Source organism: Oceaniradius stylonematis (genome assembly GCF_965223445.1).
Classification (GTDB): domain Bacteria; phylum Pseudomonadota; class Alphaproteobacteria; order Rhizobiales; family Rhizobiaceae; genus Roseitalea; species Roseitalea stylonematis.
Window position 1 is genome coordinate 2,508,586 of record NZ_OZ244994.1, and the last position, 12,512, is coordinate 2,521,097.

Consider the following 12,512-nt stretch of genomic DNA (forward strand, 5'->3'; position numbering starts at 1 on the left):
CAGCCCGCCGGTCGTTGCGACCGGCGGGTTTTTTCTTGCCTCGACGCGGGTTCCTGTGCCGCTATGTCCGGCACGACACGCCGGAAAGGATGCGATGCTCAAGCCGCCGCAATTGCGCAGGTTGGCCAACGGCCAGGCAACCCTTGACGCCTTTGCCCATGAAGCCGCCGCCGAAACGGCGGCTGCGCTCGGCCGTGCCGGAAGGAAACTGGAGGCGGCGCTCGCCGCGCTCGAACGCCACGATGCGACGCCAGGAGCCAATCGCGACCGCGACGAACTGGTGCAGGAGGCGGCGGATTGCGCCTGGGCGCTGTTCATCCAGCGCGACTTTCTCGGCCTGCGCTCCGATCATCATCTGACCGGCACTTACAAGATCCCGCGTGAAGTGATGATCAGGGTCGGCGTCTTCGCCAAAAGCCGCCGGGGCGGCTAACGGTCTTGCCTTGACCTAACCGTCGCTCGGATCGAGGCGAAGGACAGGCGATCTGGCGTCCAGGCCGACGGCGCCGTCGGGCGGTCCATCACTGCGATCAACGCTGATCGAGATGGACGGGCCCTCGGGGAGCACATTGAACAAGCACGCCGCTTGAACGAATCCATGACCAGATGTTCACGCGCGCCTCAGGAAAGATCGCGCTTGCGAGGCGTGATTTGCAGCCATCGATCCTTGCGCACACTGGTTGTTCTCTATCTACATTCGCTGACCGTGTAGTGAGTGTACGCAGTGCCGCCGCGGGATGATGTGCCGGCCCGTGTCAGTGTGCAGTTGAACGATCGGCCGGCGAAGCGAGCAAGATCGCGATACCCGTCGCGGTCATCGCGCTCAAAAATGGTATTGCGAATAATGAAGTTGCGCGGAGAGGATTCCTTCGCGCATTTCAGCACCGCGAATTTGCTGTGCGACGAAGAACCCGCGGTGATCTGGCATATCGCCTTAGATTCCTCAGCTCCGACCGGGGCAGTGGCTACCGCCATCAGACCAAGTGTGCCGCATACAGTGGCCAGACTACGAAAAATTCTCATCACGCGCCCCTAAACATAAAACAAAAAGATAAAGTATTAGAGCGTATTTCAGAAATAATGCAAATTCAAACGGGATTTGCGTGATCAGTTGTTGGAGCCAGTCGCCTCGGATGCGCTTGTCAGTGCCGGTGCGACTACGCAGCTTTCTCGGGCTTTTTGATTTAATTCAAATAGCCCTTCCCAGTGCTCGATACTCCTGAGCTCCAAATGTACCCGATAGTATTGGCCGCTGCGGCGAGCCGGAACGGCTCACAAAGCACTCTCGGTCGGGCTGCTGCGAGGGGCAGGCGATCTGGCGTTCAGGCGCGCATCGCGCCGGTGTTGGCGGCGAGCCAGTCGGCCAGTTCCGCATGGCTGGTGACCACATGGTCGGCGCCGGCGTCACTGAGTGCCGCGCCGCTCTTGTCAGTCCAGTGCCCGCCGCCGGTGAAGCCGATCACGAACTGGCCGGCGGCCTTGGCGCCGCGCACCCCGTTGGCGCTGTCCTCGACGGTGATGCACGCCTCGGCGGCGTAGCCCATCTTTTCAGCGGCATAAGCGAACAGGTCGGGCGCTGGCTTGCCGTTTTCGACCATGTCGCCCGAATACACGCCGTCGCCGAAAAACCTCGCCAGCCCGGCCTGCTCCAGCTTAAGCGGCAGGAAGGGCATCTGCGTCGACGAGGCGACGCAGCGTGGCGCGGCCATCGCCTTCAGGAGCGTGTCGACCCCGGCGATCGGCCGGACTTCCTCCAGAACGCGGCGGCGCGAGACGCTTTTGAGCGCCGTGTAGTCGTCGTCGGTCAGCGGCGTGCCGGTCTTTTCGAGCAACAGATCGGACAGTTTGGCCCGCCACTTGTCCTGCGCCAGCGCCATGAACTGGCCGACATACCAGTCGCGCTCGACCTCGATGTCCTTGGAGCGCAGGAAGTCGAACTCGACCTCCAGATAGATCGCCTCGGAGTCGATGAGCACGCCGTCGCAATCGAAGATCAGCAGGGGATCGTCCATTATCGGTCCAGTCAGCTGTGGGCGAAAAGGTCGGTTTCGGGCCAGCCCATCAGGTCGAGGCGCGCGCGCGTGGGCAGGAACCGGAAGCACGCTTCGGCCTCCTTCGTCCGGCCCTCGCGCTCGAGCCGCACGACCAGCCCATCCATCAGCGCGTGCAGATGCAGGACATCGCTGGCCGCATAGTCGAGCTGCGCGTCCGTCAGCGTTTCGGCCGCCCAGTCGGACGATTGCTGCTGCTTGGAAATGTCGATGTCCAGCAATTCGCGCGTCAGCTCCTTGAGGCCGTGCCGGTCGGTGTAGGTCCGCGTCAGCTTCGAAGCGATCTTGGTGCAGAAGACGGGCTGCGTGGTCACGCCAAACGCATGTTCGAGCACGGCGATGTCGAACCGCCCGAAATGGAAGATCTTGGTCTTTTTGCGGTCGCGCATCAGGCGGGCAAGGTTGGGCGCCTTCTTCTGCCCCTTGGCGATCTGGACCACGTCGGCGGTGCCGTCGCCGGGCGAAAGCTGGACGACGCACAGCCGGTCGCGATGCGGGTTCAGGCCAAGCGTTTCGGTATCGACGGCGATGCGGTCGCCATAGCGCTCCGCCGCCTCTTCGCTCAGATCGCCCTTGTGCAGGCGAATCGCCCTGGCCATGCGTGTCGTCCCCTCAAGCGGTGTCGCCCGCTTGTATGGGGCGGCGCAGCAAAGCTCAAGCGGAACCGCGCCGATTTGCGTTGGCGGCGCCCCGCAAGCTCATCGGGCCGGCGCGGCGGTCCTTGCGAAGCGGTTGGACAGCGGCGTCGCCGTCAGCCCGTGCAGCACGATGCTCATCAGGACCGTCAGCACGACACAGGCGACAAGTTCCTCGCCGCCGGGAATGTCGAACCGCTCCAGCACCAGCAATGCGAACAGGATCGATGCCAGCCCGCGTGGGCCGAACCAGCCCAGGAACAGCTTCTCGTAGGTGCTGAGCCCGGTGCCGGCAAGACACAGCCAGATCGGCAGCATGCGCACCACCGTCAGGAACAGGACCGACAGGGTCGCGGTCTGCCATGTTGCATGTTCGAGCCCGACCGGCGCGAGCACCGCTCCGAAGATCAGGAATGTGAGCAGCGTCAGCAACTGGCCTTCGCCTTCCATGAATTCGCGGATGAACAAGGACGGCGCGCGCAGCGTGTTGCCGAAGACAAAGCCGCCGACGAAGGCGGCGATAAAGCCGTTGCCGCCGACCGCCTCTGCCGCAAAAAAGCTGAAAAAGGCGACCGCCAGAAAGTACAGTCCCTGCGCCACCGTCGTTGTCGCGTTCCGGTCGACGGCCAGGTCGAGCAGCCTGGCCGCGCCGAACCCGATCACCAGGCCTGCGAGCGGGCCGAGCGTCACCTGCCCCAGCGCGAAAAGCGCGATATTGTCCGGCACGGCGCCGGCATGGCTGGCCATGCCGTCGGCGGCCATGATCGCCGCAACCAGCACCACTGGGAGCGCCAGCCCGTCATTGAGTCCGCTTTCGACATTGATCGACTGGCCGATGCGTTTGGGCACCTTGCTGTTGGTCAGAACGCCCTGGCCGAGCGCCGCATCGGTCGGCGTCAGGATGGCGGCGACCAGCAGCGCCAGCGTCCAGGGCTGGTCGGGCGACACCCAGCGCGCAACCAGCGTGCCCAGAACGATCGCCATGCCCATGCCGATCAGCAGCATGCGCGCGGGGATCGCCGCATTGCCGGCGAGGTCCTGGCGGCGCACGCCCGATGCGTCGGAGAACAAAAGCAGGATCAGCGTGATCTCGGCGATCAGGTGGATCGCATCCTGATCGATCTGCTCGGGCACCATGTCGAGACCCGCCGAGCCGATTGCCAGCCCCAGCGCGGTGAAGATCATCGGCAGCGTCACGATCGACGCTTCGATGCGCCGCGACAGGAGCGCATAGGCCGCCGCAAAGGCCAGCACGATCAGTATGGTCGCCGGGCTCAGCATGTTATGTCGCCCTCTTCGGTGTGCAGGCCCTTGTCGCGGGCCGGTCGGCCCTGCAATAGATACACGCCATGCAGGCTTTTCTCGACCGCTTTCTGGCGCTGCCCGCCGGCTACAGCGAAGGCCATTATGGTGGGCGCCGCTACGGCGTGTCGGTTTCGTCGTCGGCCGACGGAAGGCGGCGCAAGCTCTATGCCGAGGAACTGGGCGGCAAGGATCATGTCAGCCTGAACCTCTACCTCCTCGCGTCGGGCAAGCCGCTGCTCAAGCCGTGCGAAATGCCTCAGGCCAGGGTGATCGACTTCGTCATGGGCTTTAAGCCGGCACCGTGACATGGGCCGCGAATTCGCGGCGCAGCACGGCGAGCTTCGGGTCGATATAGGCCTGACAGAACGGTCGGCCGGGATCGCTGGCGTAATAGTCGTGAAAGCGCGTGTCGGACGGCTTGAAAGCAACGAACGGCAGGGTCCTGGTCACCAATGCACCGCCGAACTCCGGCTGGAACCGCTCGACCAGACCGCGCGCCTGCTGCACCTGCCGATCGTCGAACGCATAGACCGCGCTGCGATACTTGCCGCGCATCGAATGCGCCGCCGTGCTGGCATGGGTCCGCAGATGCACCTCGGTCAGCGTGGCAAGATCGATGATGGCCGGATCGAAGGTGACGATCACCGCCTCCGACCAGCCGTCGAAGGGCGGATCGGACCGGATGAAACCCTGCTCGACGCTGTGCACGCCGCGCAGCGCCTGGAACACCGCCTCGGTACACCAGTGGCAGCCGCCGCCAAAGCCGATCCTGATGCGGTTCTTGCTCATGTCCGTTTTCCTTCGCGCACACGGAATGTCGATGCCGGCCGTTTGGGCCGACGCCGTATCATGCCGTGCACTCTTTCGGACGCGTCAGGCGGCCTGACCGCCGCGTCTGGGCAGCTTCCAGCCCGGCCGCGGGAAATGGCAGGTGTAGCCGTTCGGATAGCGCTCCAGATAATCCTGGTGCTCCGGCTCGGCCTCCCAGAAATCGCCGACCGGCGACACCTTGGTGACGGCCTTTCCGGGCCAAAGACCGGAGGCGTTCACATCGTCGATCGTGCGCAGCGCTTCTTCGCGCTGGGCGTCGTCGACATAGAAGATCTCCGAGCGGTAGGACGCGCCGATATCGTTGCCCTGACGGTCCAGCGTGGTCGGATCGTGGATCTGGAAGAAGAACTCCAGAAGATCGCGGTAGCTGATCACCGCCGGATCGAACTCGATCTCGATGCCCTCGGCATGGCTGCCATGGTTGCGATAGGTCGCGTTCGGCACGTCGCCGCCGGTATAGCCGACGCGCGTCTTCGCCACGCCTGGCAGCTTGCGGATCAGGTCCTGCATGCCCCAGAAACAGCCGCCGGCGAGGACGGCGCGGTCAAGCGTCTTGCTCATCAGGCATTCTCCTTGTCGGTATCTGTGCCGAACAGGCCGAGAAGATCGCCATAGCCTTCGTCTTCCATGTCCTCGATGGCGATGAAGCGCAGCGAGGCCGAGTTGATGCAATAGCGCAAGCCGGTCGCTTCCTTCGGGCCATCGTTGAAGACGTGGCCGAGATGGCTGTCGCCATGCTTCGAGCGAACCTCCACGCGGCGCATGCCGTGGCTGTCGTCGAACGTCTCGACGACATGTTCGTCGATGATCGGGCGTGTGAAGCTCGGCCAGCCGCAGCCGGATTCGTACTTGTCGCTGGACGCGAAAAGCGGCTCGCCGGACACGATGTCGACATAGATGCCCTTGGCCTTGTTGTCGTTGAGTTCGCCGGTGAACGGTCGCTCAGTGCCATTCTCCTGCGTGACCCGGTACTGTTCCGGGGTCAGCCGGGAAATGGCTTCGGCGGATTTCGCATAGGTCTTGGCGCCGGTCATTTGGCTTCTCCTTTGCCGTGTCTCCCCGTTATGGGGCGGCGCACCGCCAACTTCCAGTCACCGCTGCGTGAGCCGCCGTTCTCAGGCCACCTCTTCGATCTCCAGAGTGCGGCCGTTGAAGGTGAAATCGTCGCCCGCTTTCTTGCCTTCCATCGCCTTGTAGATGGGCGCCTGGGTCGAAATGCCGATCAGCTCGACGCCCTCATGCTGGAACCGTGCCGTCGACACGGCGATGACGAAATGGCGTCCGCCGACCGTAACGATCGCGCCTTCGCCCACCTCGGATTTCGGGCTGAAATCGATGGCGCGCAGCCGGTCGATCTTGGTCTCGTAATCGTGCACGGGCTGCTCGAACGCCTCGGCCAGTTCGCTGGCCGTTTCCGCCTGCGCCCGCTCGTCCGTTTCGATTGGCTCGGAGCGGTCCAGCCGCGCGCTTGCCAGAAACTGTTCGTAATGCTCCCGGGCGTGCTCGAGTTCGGCTTCGCTCAGCGCGAGCATGGTTTCCTTGACGGCTGACTTGTTCATTTTGGCTCCTTGGTCTTCAATCGCGCCGTGCGGTCCGGCCCGGCTTGACCGTGGCCGCGCCGTCCGGCGTTCATGGGCCGTCTTACCAGCACTTTGCGCCCGCTTGCATCCCAATTCTTTGCCGCAGGCAGGCAAATGGCGTGGGCGCGCACCCTGCCGCCCGGCCATCGGCGTGCAGAGCGTAAGGTCACACATGAACGGCGCGGTGAGGAAGCGGGCAGGTGAGACGAACAATCACGAACGTCGCCGGCGGGCGGATTGTTCGATCGGTTGCCTGACGACCGGAATGAATCGTGCAGGTGGGAGGAGTTGCCTCGAACCGGAACCCGCGCGCCGGGTTGGCTGGTACTGGCGGCACGCAGACGAAAATGGTGCCCAGAAGAGGACTCGAACCTCCACGGCCTTGCGGCCACTGGCACCTGAAGCCAGCGCGTCTACCAATTCCGCCATCTGGGCACGAAATCGAGCCGTGACATATGCGGTCCACCCGGTGCTGTCAACCAAGGTCCGGGCGTGTTCGCACATGCTTGCCGGGGACGCCGCGATCGACTAACGCCATGGGCGGTTGGTGCATGCCGGGCCGCCGCGACCGCCCGCAAAGGCCGTTGCCGGACGCAAGCGTCGCGGCCGATGCGACGGGGAGGAGACGCCATGATCACGATCGCTGGTTCAATCAATCTCGACCTCGTCGCCCGCGTCGACCATCTGCCGGCGCCCGGCGAAACGGTCTCCGGTGTCGGCTATGCCGAGGCGCCCGGCGGCAAGGGCGCCAACCAGGCACTGGCCGCCCGCCGCGCCGGCCACGAGGTGCGCATGGCCGGCTGCACCGGCGATGACGCCAATGCGGACGCTGCCCTGTCCCTTCTGGACGGCGCTTCGGTGGACCTGTCCGCCGTGCGCAGGCTCGCCGAGGAGCCGACCGGCGTCGCACTGATCCTGGTCGATGCGGAGACGGGCGAAAACCAGATCGCCGTCGTGCCGGGCGCCAACGCCCGTGTCTTGGAGGGAACTGACGATCTGATCCTGTCCGCCGGCAACGCGCTGCTGCTCCAGATGGAAATCCCCGACACGGCCGTTGCGCGCGCGCTGGAAGCGGCCCGTGCGGCCGGCGCCGTGTCCTATCTGAACATCGCGCCCTTCCGTCCGGCGGCAGCCGAACTGGCGCGCCATGCGGACGTGGTGATTGCCAACGAAACCGAATTCGCCGCCCTTACCGGCGAAATCGGGCTTGCCGACGATTCGATTGACGCGCAGATGGCGCGGCTCGCCGCCGAACTCAAGGCGGCGATCGTGCTGACGCTGGGCGCCGATGGCGCGTTTGCCGCGACCGCCGACGGGATGGCGCGGGCAGCGTCGCCGGCAATCGAGCCGGTCGATACGGTCGGCGCCGGCGATACGTTCTGCGGCTATCTGGCTGCCGCGCGCGCCGAAGGCAAGGACTGGCCCGAAGCGCTCGATCTGGCCTGCCGCGCCGGCGCGCTGGCCTGCCTCACCGAAGGCGCCCAGCCCTCGATCCCCGATCGTGCGCGGGTCGACGCCTTCAAGGCATGAGCGGGTTCAGAGCGTCGCCAGCCGCTCGGTGATCAGGTCGAAAAAGCCGGCCGCGTCGATATCGCCAAGCACGTGCGCATTGGCTGGCTCGCCGGTGACGCCCCACCAGTCGATCACAGTCATGCCCAAGGTCAGTGGCGAGCCCGTCTCGATGGCCACATGACAGTCGCGGCCCGTGAACAGATCGGGCCGCAGAAGGTAAGCAATCACGCACGGATCGTGCAGCGGTCCGCCATCGGTGCCGTATTTGTCCTCGTCGAACCGTTCGAAAAAGTCGATCAGCTGTGCCGCCGCATCGCAGACCGGTGTCTTCTTGGCGCGCAGCGCGTCGATCCGGCCCTGGGTGGTCAGGGCCTTGTGGGTGACGTCGAGCGGCGCCATCACGATCGGCACGCCCGAGGTGAACACGGTGTGCGCGGCTTCCGGATCGACATAGATGTTGAATTCGGCTGTCGGCGTGACATTGCCGCCCTCGAAGAAGCCGCCGCCCATCAGCACGATCTCGCGGATCTTCGGCGCGATGTCGGGCGCCTTGATCAGCGCCAGCGCGATGTTGGTCAGCGGCCCCAGCGGACACAGCGTGACATGGCCCGCCGGATGGGCGCGGACGGTGTCGATGATGAAGTCCGGGCCGAACTGGCTTTCGAGCGGCATCGTCGGCTCGGGCAGGTCCGGCCCGTCGAGCCCCGTCTTGCCATGCACATATTCGGCGGTGACCAACGTGCGTGTCAGCGGCCTCTCGGCACCGGCGAAGACACGCGTCTGCGGCTTTCCGGCCAGCTCGCAGATCTTGCGCGCGTTCCTCTCGGTCAAGCTGAGCGGCACATTTCCGGCAACCGCCGTCACGCCGAGCACGTCGAGTTCCGGGCTCGCCAGCGCAAGCAAAAGCGCGATCGCATCGTCCTGGCCCGGGTCGGTATCGATGATGATGGCACGCGTGTCGGTCATGGCGGTCCCCCGGACATTCTTGAAAATCGCCCGCCCAGACATCATAAGACATCAAGGCGGATGCCGGACGGGTTCGCCGTGCCGCGCGACAAATGCAAGTCAAAACTTGTGCTCGCGGCAATGTCGCTTGCAAAGGACATGAAAAGGCGGTGCCCATGACCAATTTTTCCAGCCCGCTGCTGGTCGGCTTCGAGACCATCGAAAAATCGCTGGAACGGGTCGCCAAGTCGGGCGACGGCTACCCGCCCTACAACATCGAACGCATCCGCCGCGATGATGGCGCGTCGATCATGCGGATCACGCTGGCCGTCGCGGGCTTTTCCTCGGACGATCTGGAAATCACCACAGAGGAAAGCCAGCTTGTCATCCGCGGCCGGCGCGCCGATGCCGACGATCCGGCCCGCGAGTTCCTGCACAGGGGCATTGCCGCCCGGCAGTTCCAGCGCGCCTTCGTGCTGGCCGACGGCATGCGCGTCATCGGCGCGGACCTCGAAAACGGCCTCCTGCTGATCGATCTCGAGCGCCCCGAGCCGGAGCGCCTCGTCAAGCGGATCGCCATCAACGATCGCGGCTGAGCCCGCCGTTCTTGCCCGGCAAGTTCACCGGAATGTGAGAGGAGGTGACGAGCCGCGTGTTGACCGGCCGGCATGGCACGTGATGTTTTCGCGCACCACTTGCCAAACCGGAGACAGCCAGCCCGTGACCGACCTGATCCGCGTAACCGCGCTGACCCTTGCGCTGACCCTTTCCGCCGGCCCGGCGATGGCCGATCCAGACCCGGCCGACTGGAATGCGGTGCTCGAAGAAGCGCGCGGCCAGACCGTCTACTGGAACGCCTGGGGCGGCTCCACCCAGATCAACGCCTATATCGGCTGGGTCGGCGAGGAACTGGAAGAGCGCCACGGCGTCCGGCTGGTGCATGTCAAGCTCGAGGACACGGCCAACGCGGTCACCACGGTCGTCGCGGAAAAGACCGCCGGCCGCGATGAAGGCGGCTCGATCGACCTCATCTGGATCAACGGTGAGAACTTTGCGTCGATGAAACGGCAGGGCCTGCTGTTTGCGCCCGACTGGGCGACGAAGCTGCCCAATTGGCGTTATGTGGATGTGGAGAACAAACCGACCATCACGGTCGACTTCACCCTGCCAACCGACGGACTTGAATCGCCCTGGGGCATGGCCAAGCTGGTCTTCTTCTACGACAGCGCCCGGACCGAAGCCGGCGATCTGCCCGACAATGCCGCCGACCTTTTGGTGTGGGCCAAGGCCAATCCCGGCCGTTTTTCCTATCCCCAGCCGCCCGACTTCATCGGCTCGAGCTTTCTCAAGCAGATCCTGATCGAGACGGTCGCCGACCCGGCGGTGCTGCAAAAGCCCGTCGACGAAGCCAGCTTCGAGACGGTCACGCAGCCCATGTTCGACTATCTCGACCGGCTGCACCCGCATCTGTGGCGCAGCGCGCGCGCCTTTCCCAAGGATTATCCGTCGATGAGCCAGCTTCTGGCCGACGGCGAACTCGACATCACCTTCGCTTTCAATCCGGCCGAAGCGTCGAGTGCCATCGCCAACCAGCTCCTGCCCGACACGGTGCGTTCGTTCACCTTCTCGGGCGGCACGCTCGCCAACACCCATTTCGTCGCCATTCCCTTCAATGCCAACGCCAAGGCCGGCGCTCTGGTGGTCGCCAACTTCCTGATCTCGCCGGAAGCACAGGCCCGCAAGCAGGATCCGGAAGTCTGGGGCGATCCCACCGTTCTGGCCATGGACAAGCTGTCGGCCCCGCAACGCAAACTGTTCGAGGCACTCGATCTGGGCATCGCCACGCTGCTTCCGGATGAGCTCGGTCCGGCTCTTGACGAGCCGCACCCGACATGGATGTCGCGTCTGGAAGAGCGCTGGTCGGCCCGCTACGCCGTCGGCAACTGACCGTCGGCGGCCCGGCGCGCCATGCTCCGCTTCGCGCCGCCGCTGGCCCTGTTCGTTCTCGCGGTCCCGCTGGCATGCGGGCTGATGGGCACGGTGCTGCCCGCGTTCGGCTTTTTGCCGGCGCTGGGCGGATATCAGCTGTCGACCCGGCCGTTTGCCGATCTGTTCGGCCAGCCCGGCCTCTGGCGGTCTGCCCTGCAGGCGCTGATGATCGGTCTTCTGACCACCGCCATCTCGCTGGCCATGGTCGCCGGCTTCGTCTGTGCCTGGTACGGCACGCGCGCCTTCCGCCTGATCCAGCATCTGGTTTCGCCGCTTCTGGCCGTGCCGCACGCCGCCGCCGCGTTCGGCTTTGCCTTCATGATCGCGCCGTCGGGCTATCTGGCCCGCCTGTTCTCGCCCTGGGCGACCGGTTGGGAGCGCCCGCCCGATCTGCTGGTTGTCAACGATCCGGCCGGTTTCGCGCTGATCGCGGGCCTTGTCATCAAGGAGGTGCCATTCCTGCTTCTGGTCACGCTCGCCGCCCTGCCGCAGGTGCCCGCGCTGCGTTCGCTGCGGCTCAGCCAGTCGCTCGGATATGGCCGCATGATGGGCTTCATGTTCACCGCCTGGCCGCCGCTCTACCGGCAGATTCGCCTCGCCGTCTTCGCGGTGATCGCCTATGCCAGCGCCAATGTGGACGTTGCGTTCATTCTGGGACCGACGACGCCGCAGACGCTGCCGGTGCGCCTTGTCGGCTGGATGAACGACCCCGAACTGTCGATGCGTTTCATGGCATGCGCCGGCGCGTGTCTGCAGATCGCCGTGACGGCGGTGGCGCTTCTGATCTGGGTGGCGCTCGAGCGGATCGCCGGCCCGGTCGCCGAGGGCATCTGCGAAACCGGGCGCCGGTTTCGCCGCGACGGTTTTGCGCGCCTTGCCGCCGGCGGCATGATGGCGGCATCGGCATTGCTCGTCTTCGGCGGTCTGGGCGTTCTGGCGCTCTGGTCGATCTCCGGCCTGTGGCAGTTTCCCTCCGCCTTGCCCGACGCCCTGACATGGCGCACCTGGCAGCGCACCGGCCCTGCGCTGTCCGGCCCGCTTGCAACGACGATCATCATCGCGCTCGCCGCAACCGCGATCTCGGTCGCGATCGCGCTCGCCTGCCTTCAGCGCGAGAACGAGACCGGCCGCACCGGCGGCAACCGCGCGCTTGCGCTGGTCTATCTACCGCTTCTGGTGCCGCAGATCGGCTTTCTCTTCGGCCTGCAATTGCTGCTGATCGCCGGCGATGCCGACGCCAGCTGGGCGGCGCTCATCCTCGTCCATGTCGTCTTCGTCCTGCCTTACGTCTTCCTGTCGCTGTCCGCGCCATGGCGGGCCTATGACAGGCGCTATGAGGCGGTTGCCGCAGCGCTCGGCGCGCCCTCCAGACGCATCTTCTGGCGTGTGCGGATGCCCATGTTGCTGCGCGCCGTACTGGTGGCGGCCGCGGTCGGCTTTGCCGTCTCGGTCGGCCAGTATCTGCCGACCTTGCTGGTCGGCGCGGGCCGGTTCCCGACGATCACGACCGAGGCGGTGGCGCTTGGATCGGGTGGCGACCGGCGCGTCATCGGCGTCTACGCCTTTCTTCAGATGCTTCTGCCCTTTGTCGGCTTTGCCCTCGCAACACTCGTGCCGGCCTTGCTTTTCCGCAATCGCCGCGCGATCAGGGGTCTGTAACCAGG

Annotated in this window: 14 protein-coding genes and 1 tRNA gene; 6 read left to right on the forward strand and 9 right to left on the reverse strand. The window is 65.3% G+C overall.

The window, feature by feature from the left end; all coding sequences use genetic code 11:
- Positions 1 to 94 precede the first annotated feature (94 nt).
- Positions 95 to 433, forward strand: coding sequence for a DUF6665 family protein (locus ACOQOU_RS12345; protein ID WP_109766756.1), 339 nt, complete (start codon positions 95 to 97; stop codon positions 431 to 433).
- A gap of 889 nt (positions 434 to 1,322) precedes the next feature.
- Here the strand turns inward: ACOQOU_RS12345 and ACOQOU_RS12350 are convergent.
- From ACOQOU_RS12350 to ACOQOU_RS12360, 3 genes are all read right to left on the reverse strand, one after another.
- A complete protein-coding gene (locus ACOQOU_RS12350) occupies positions 1,323 to 2,012 on the reverse strand; it encodes an HAD family hydrolase (RefSeq protein ID WP_109766757.1) in 690 nt (229 codons plus the stop codon).
- An 11-nt stretch (positions 2,013 to 2,023) separates the two neighbouring features.
- Entirely contained in the window at positions 2,024 to 2,650 is a 627-nt protein-coding gene (locus ACOQOU_RS12355; RefSeq protein WP_306026191.1) for a ribonuclease D, read from the reverse strand.
- A gap of 99 nt (positions 2,651 to 2,749) precedes the next feature.
- Entirely contained in the window at positions 2,750 to 3,967 is a 1,218-nt protein-coding gene (locus ACOQOU_RS12360; RefSeq protein WP_306026192.1) for a cation:proton antiporter, read from the reverse strand.
- Positions 3,968 to 4,035: 68 nt separating this feature from the next.
- Between ACOQOU_RS12360 and ACOQOU_RS12365 the strand changes: the two genes are divergently transcribed.
- Positions 4,036 to 4,296, forward strand: coding sequence for a hypothetical protein (locus ACOQOU_RS12365; RefSeq protein ID WP_306026193.1), 261 nt, complete (start codon positions 4,036 to 4,038; stop codon positions 4,294 to 4,296).
- Here the strand turns inward: ACOQOU_RS12365 and ACOQOU_RS12370 are convergent.
- From ACOQOU_RS12370 to ACOQOU_RS12390, 5 genes are all read right to left on the reverse strand, one after another.
- Positions 4,280 to 4,780 carry a peptide-methionine (S)-S-oxide reductase gene (locus ACOQOU_RS12370; RefSeq protein WP_306026194.1) on the reverse strand — a complete coding sequence of 167 codons (501 nt, stop codon included), beginning with the start codon at positions 4,778 to 4,780 and terminating at the stop codon, positions 4,280 to 4,282. The two genes, ACOQOU_RS12365 and ACOQOU_RS12370, sit on opposite strands and share 17 nt — an antisense overlap.
- 84 nt (positions 4,781 to 4,864) lie before the next feature.
- A complete protein-coding gene (gene msrA, locus ACOQOU_RS12375; protein WP_306026195.1) occupies positions 4,865 to 5,383 on the reverse strand; it encodes a peptide-methionine (S)-S-oxide reductase MsrA in 519 nt (172 codons plus the stop codon).
- Positions 5,383 to 5,856, reverse strand: a complete 474-nt coding sequence (gene msrB, locus ACOQOU_RS12380) for a peptide-methionine (R)-S-oxide reductase MsrB (protein WP_109766763.1) — start codon at positions 5,854 to 5,856, stop codon at positions 5,383 to 5,385. Before msrB ends, msrA begins: the two co-directional genes overlap by 1 nt.
- A gap of 81 nt (positions 5,857 to 5,937) precedes the next feature.
- Positions 5,938 to 6,381: a hypothetical protein gene (locus ACOQOU_RS12385; RefSeq protein WP_306026196.1), complete on the reverse strand. Its 444-nt coding sequence runs from the start codon at positions 6,379 to 6,381 to the stop codon at positions 5,938 to 5,940.
- Between the two features lie 369 nt (positions 6,382 to 6,750).
- Positions 6,751 to 6,837: transfer RNA gene (locus ACOQOU_RS12390), tRNA-Leu, on the reverse strand.
- 195 nt (positions 6,838 to 7,032) lie between these two features.
- Here ACOQOU_RS12390 and ACOQOU_RS12395 point away from each other — a divergent pair.
- On the forward strand, positions 7,033 to 7,932 hold the full coding sequence (locus tag ACOQOU_RS12395; protein WP_109766764.1) for a ribokinase: 900 nt from the start codon (positions 7,033 to 7,035) through the stop codon (positions 7,930 to 7,932).
- Between the two features lie 6 nt (positions 7,933 to 7,938).
- Here ACOQOU_RS12395 and ACOQOU_RS12400 read toward each other — a convergent pair whose 3' ends face one another.
- Entirely contained in the window at positions 7,939 to 8,880 is a 942-nt protein-coding gene (locus ACOQOU_RS12400) for a nucleoside hydrolase (RefSeq protein ID WP_306026197.1), read from the reverse strand.
- A 155-nt stretch (positions 8,881 to 9,035) separates the two neighbouring features.
- On the opposite strand from ACOQOU_RS12400, the gene ACOQOU_RS12405 reads away from it, so the two are divergent.
- The 3 genes from ACOQOU_RS12405 to ACOQOU_RS12415 all read left to right on the forward strand — a co-directional run bounded on the left by ACOQOU_RS12405 (position 9,036) and on the right by ACOQOU_RS12415 (position 12,507).
- A complete protein-coding gene (locus ACOQOU_RS12405; protein WP_109766765.1) occupies positions 9,036 to 9,455 on the forward strand; it encodes an Hsp20 family protein in 420 nt (139 codons plus the stop codon).
- Positions 9,456 to 9,537: 82 nt separating this feature from the next.
- Positions 9,538 to 10,806 carry an ABC transporter substrate-binding protein gene (locus ACOQOU_RS12410; RefSeq protein ID WP_420578725.1) on the forward strand — a complete coding sequence of 423 codons (1,269 nt, stop codon included), beginning with the start codon at positions 9,538 to 9,540 and terminating at the stop codon, positions 10,804 to 10,806.
- A 21-nt stretch (positions 10,807 to 10,827) separates the two neighbouring features.
- The gene (locus tag ACOQOU_RS12415; protein ID WP_306026198.1) at positions 10,828 to 12,507 is read left to right on the forward strand and encodes an ABC transporter permease; all 1,680 of its coding nucleotides are present in this window, start codon (positions 10,828 to 10,830) and stop codon (positions 12,505 to 12,507) included.
- Positions 12,508 to 12,512 lie beyond the last annotated feature (5 nt).

Excerpts from the sequence above, each read along its gene's own strand:
- ACOQOU_RS12415 (WP_306026198.1), top strand. The coding sequence starts at position 10,828 with ATGCTCCGCTTCGCGCCGCCGCTGGCCCTGTTCGTTCTCGCGGTCCCG.
- ACOQOU_RS12350 (WP_109766757.1), bottom strand. The coding sequence starts at position 2,012 with ATGGACGATCCCCTGCTGATCTTCGATTGCGACGGCGTGCTCATCGAC.
- msrB (WP_109766763.1), bottom strand. The coding sequence starts at position 5,856 with ATGACCGGCGCCAAGACCTATGCGAAATCCGCCGAAGCCATTTCCCGG.
- ACOQOU_RS12355 (WP_306026191.1), bottom strand. The coding sequence starts at position 2,650 with ATGGCCAGGGCGATTCGCCTGCACAAGGGCGATCTGAGCGAAGAGGCG.
- ACOQOU_RS12365 (WP_306026193.1), top strand. The coding sequence starts at position 4,036 with ATGCAGGCTTTTCTCGACCGCTTTCTGGCGCTGCCCGCCGGCTACAGC.
- ACOQOU_RS12400 (WP_306026197.1), bottom strand. The coding sequence starts at position 8,880 with ATGACCGACACGCGTGCCATCATCATCGATACCGACCCGGGCCAGGAC.
- ACOQOU_RS12360 (WP_306026192.1), bottom strand. The coding sequence starts at position 3,967 with ATGCTGAGCCCGGCGACCATACTGATCGTGCTGGCCTTTGCGGCGGCC.
- ACOQOU_RS12410 (WP_420578725.1), top strand. The coding sequence starts at position 9,538 with ATGTTTTCGCGCACCACTTGCCAAACCGGAGACAGCCAGCCCGTGACC.
- ACOQOU_RS12395 (WP_109766764.1), top strand. The coding sequence starts at position 7,033 with ATGATCACGATCGCTGGTTCAATCAATCTCGACCTCGTCGCCCGCGTC.
- msrA (WP_306026195.1), bottom strand. The coding sequence starts at position 5,383 with ATGAGCAAGACGCTTGACCGCGCCGTCCTCGCCGGCGGCTGTTTCTGG.
- ACOQOU_RS12405 (WP_109766765.1), top strand. The coding sequence starts at position 9,036 with ATGACCAATTTTTCCAGCCCGCTGCTGGTCGGCTTCGAGACCATCGAA.
- ACOQOU_RS12370 (WP_306026194.1), bottom strand. The coding sequence starts at position 4,780 with ATGAGCAAGAACCGCATCAGGATCGGCTTTGGCGGCGGCTGCCACTGG.
- ACOQOU_RS12345 (WP_109766756.1), top strand. The coding sequence starts at position 95 with ATGCTCAAGCCGCCGCAATTGCGCAGGTTGGCCAACGGCCAGGCAACC.
- ACOQOU_RS12385 (WP_306026196.1), bottom strand. The coding sequence starts at position 6,381 with ATGAACAAGTCAGCCGTCAAGGAAACCATGCTCGCGCTGAGCGAAGCC.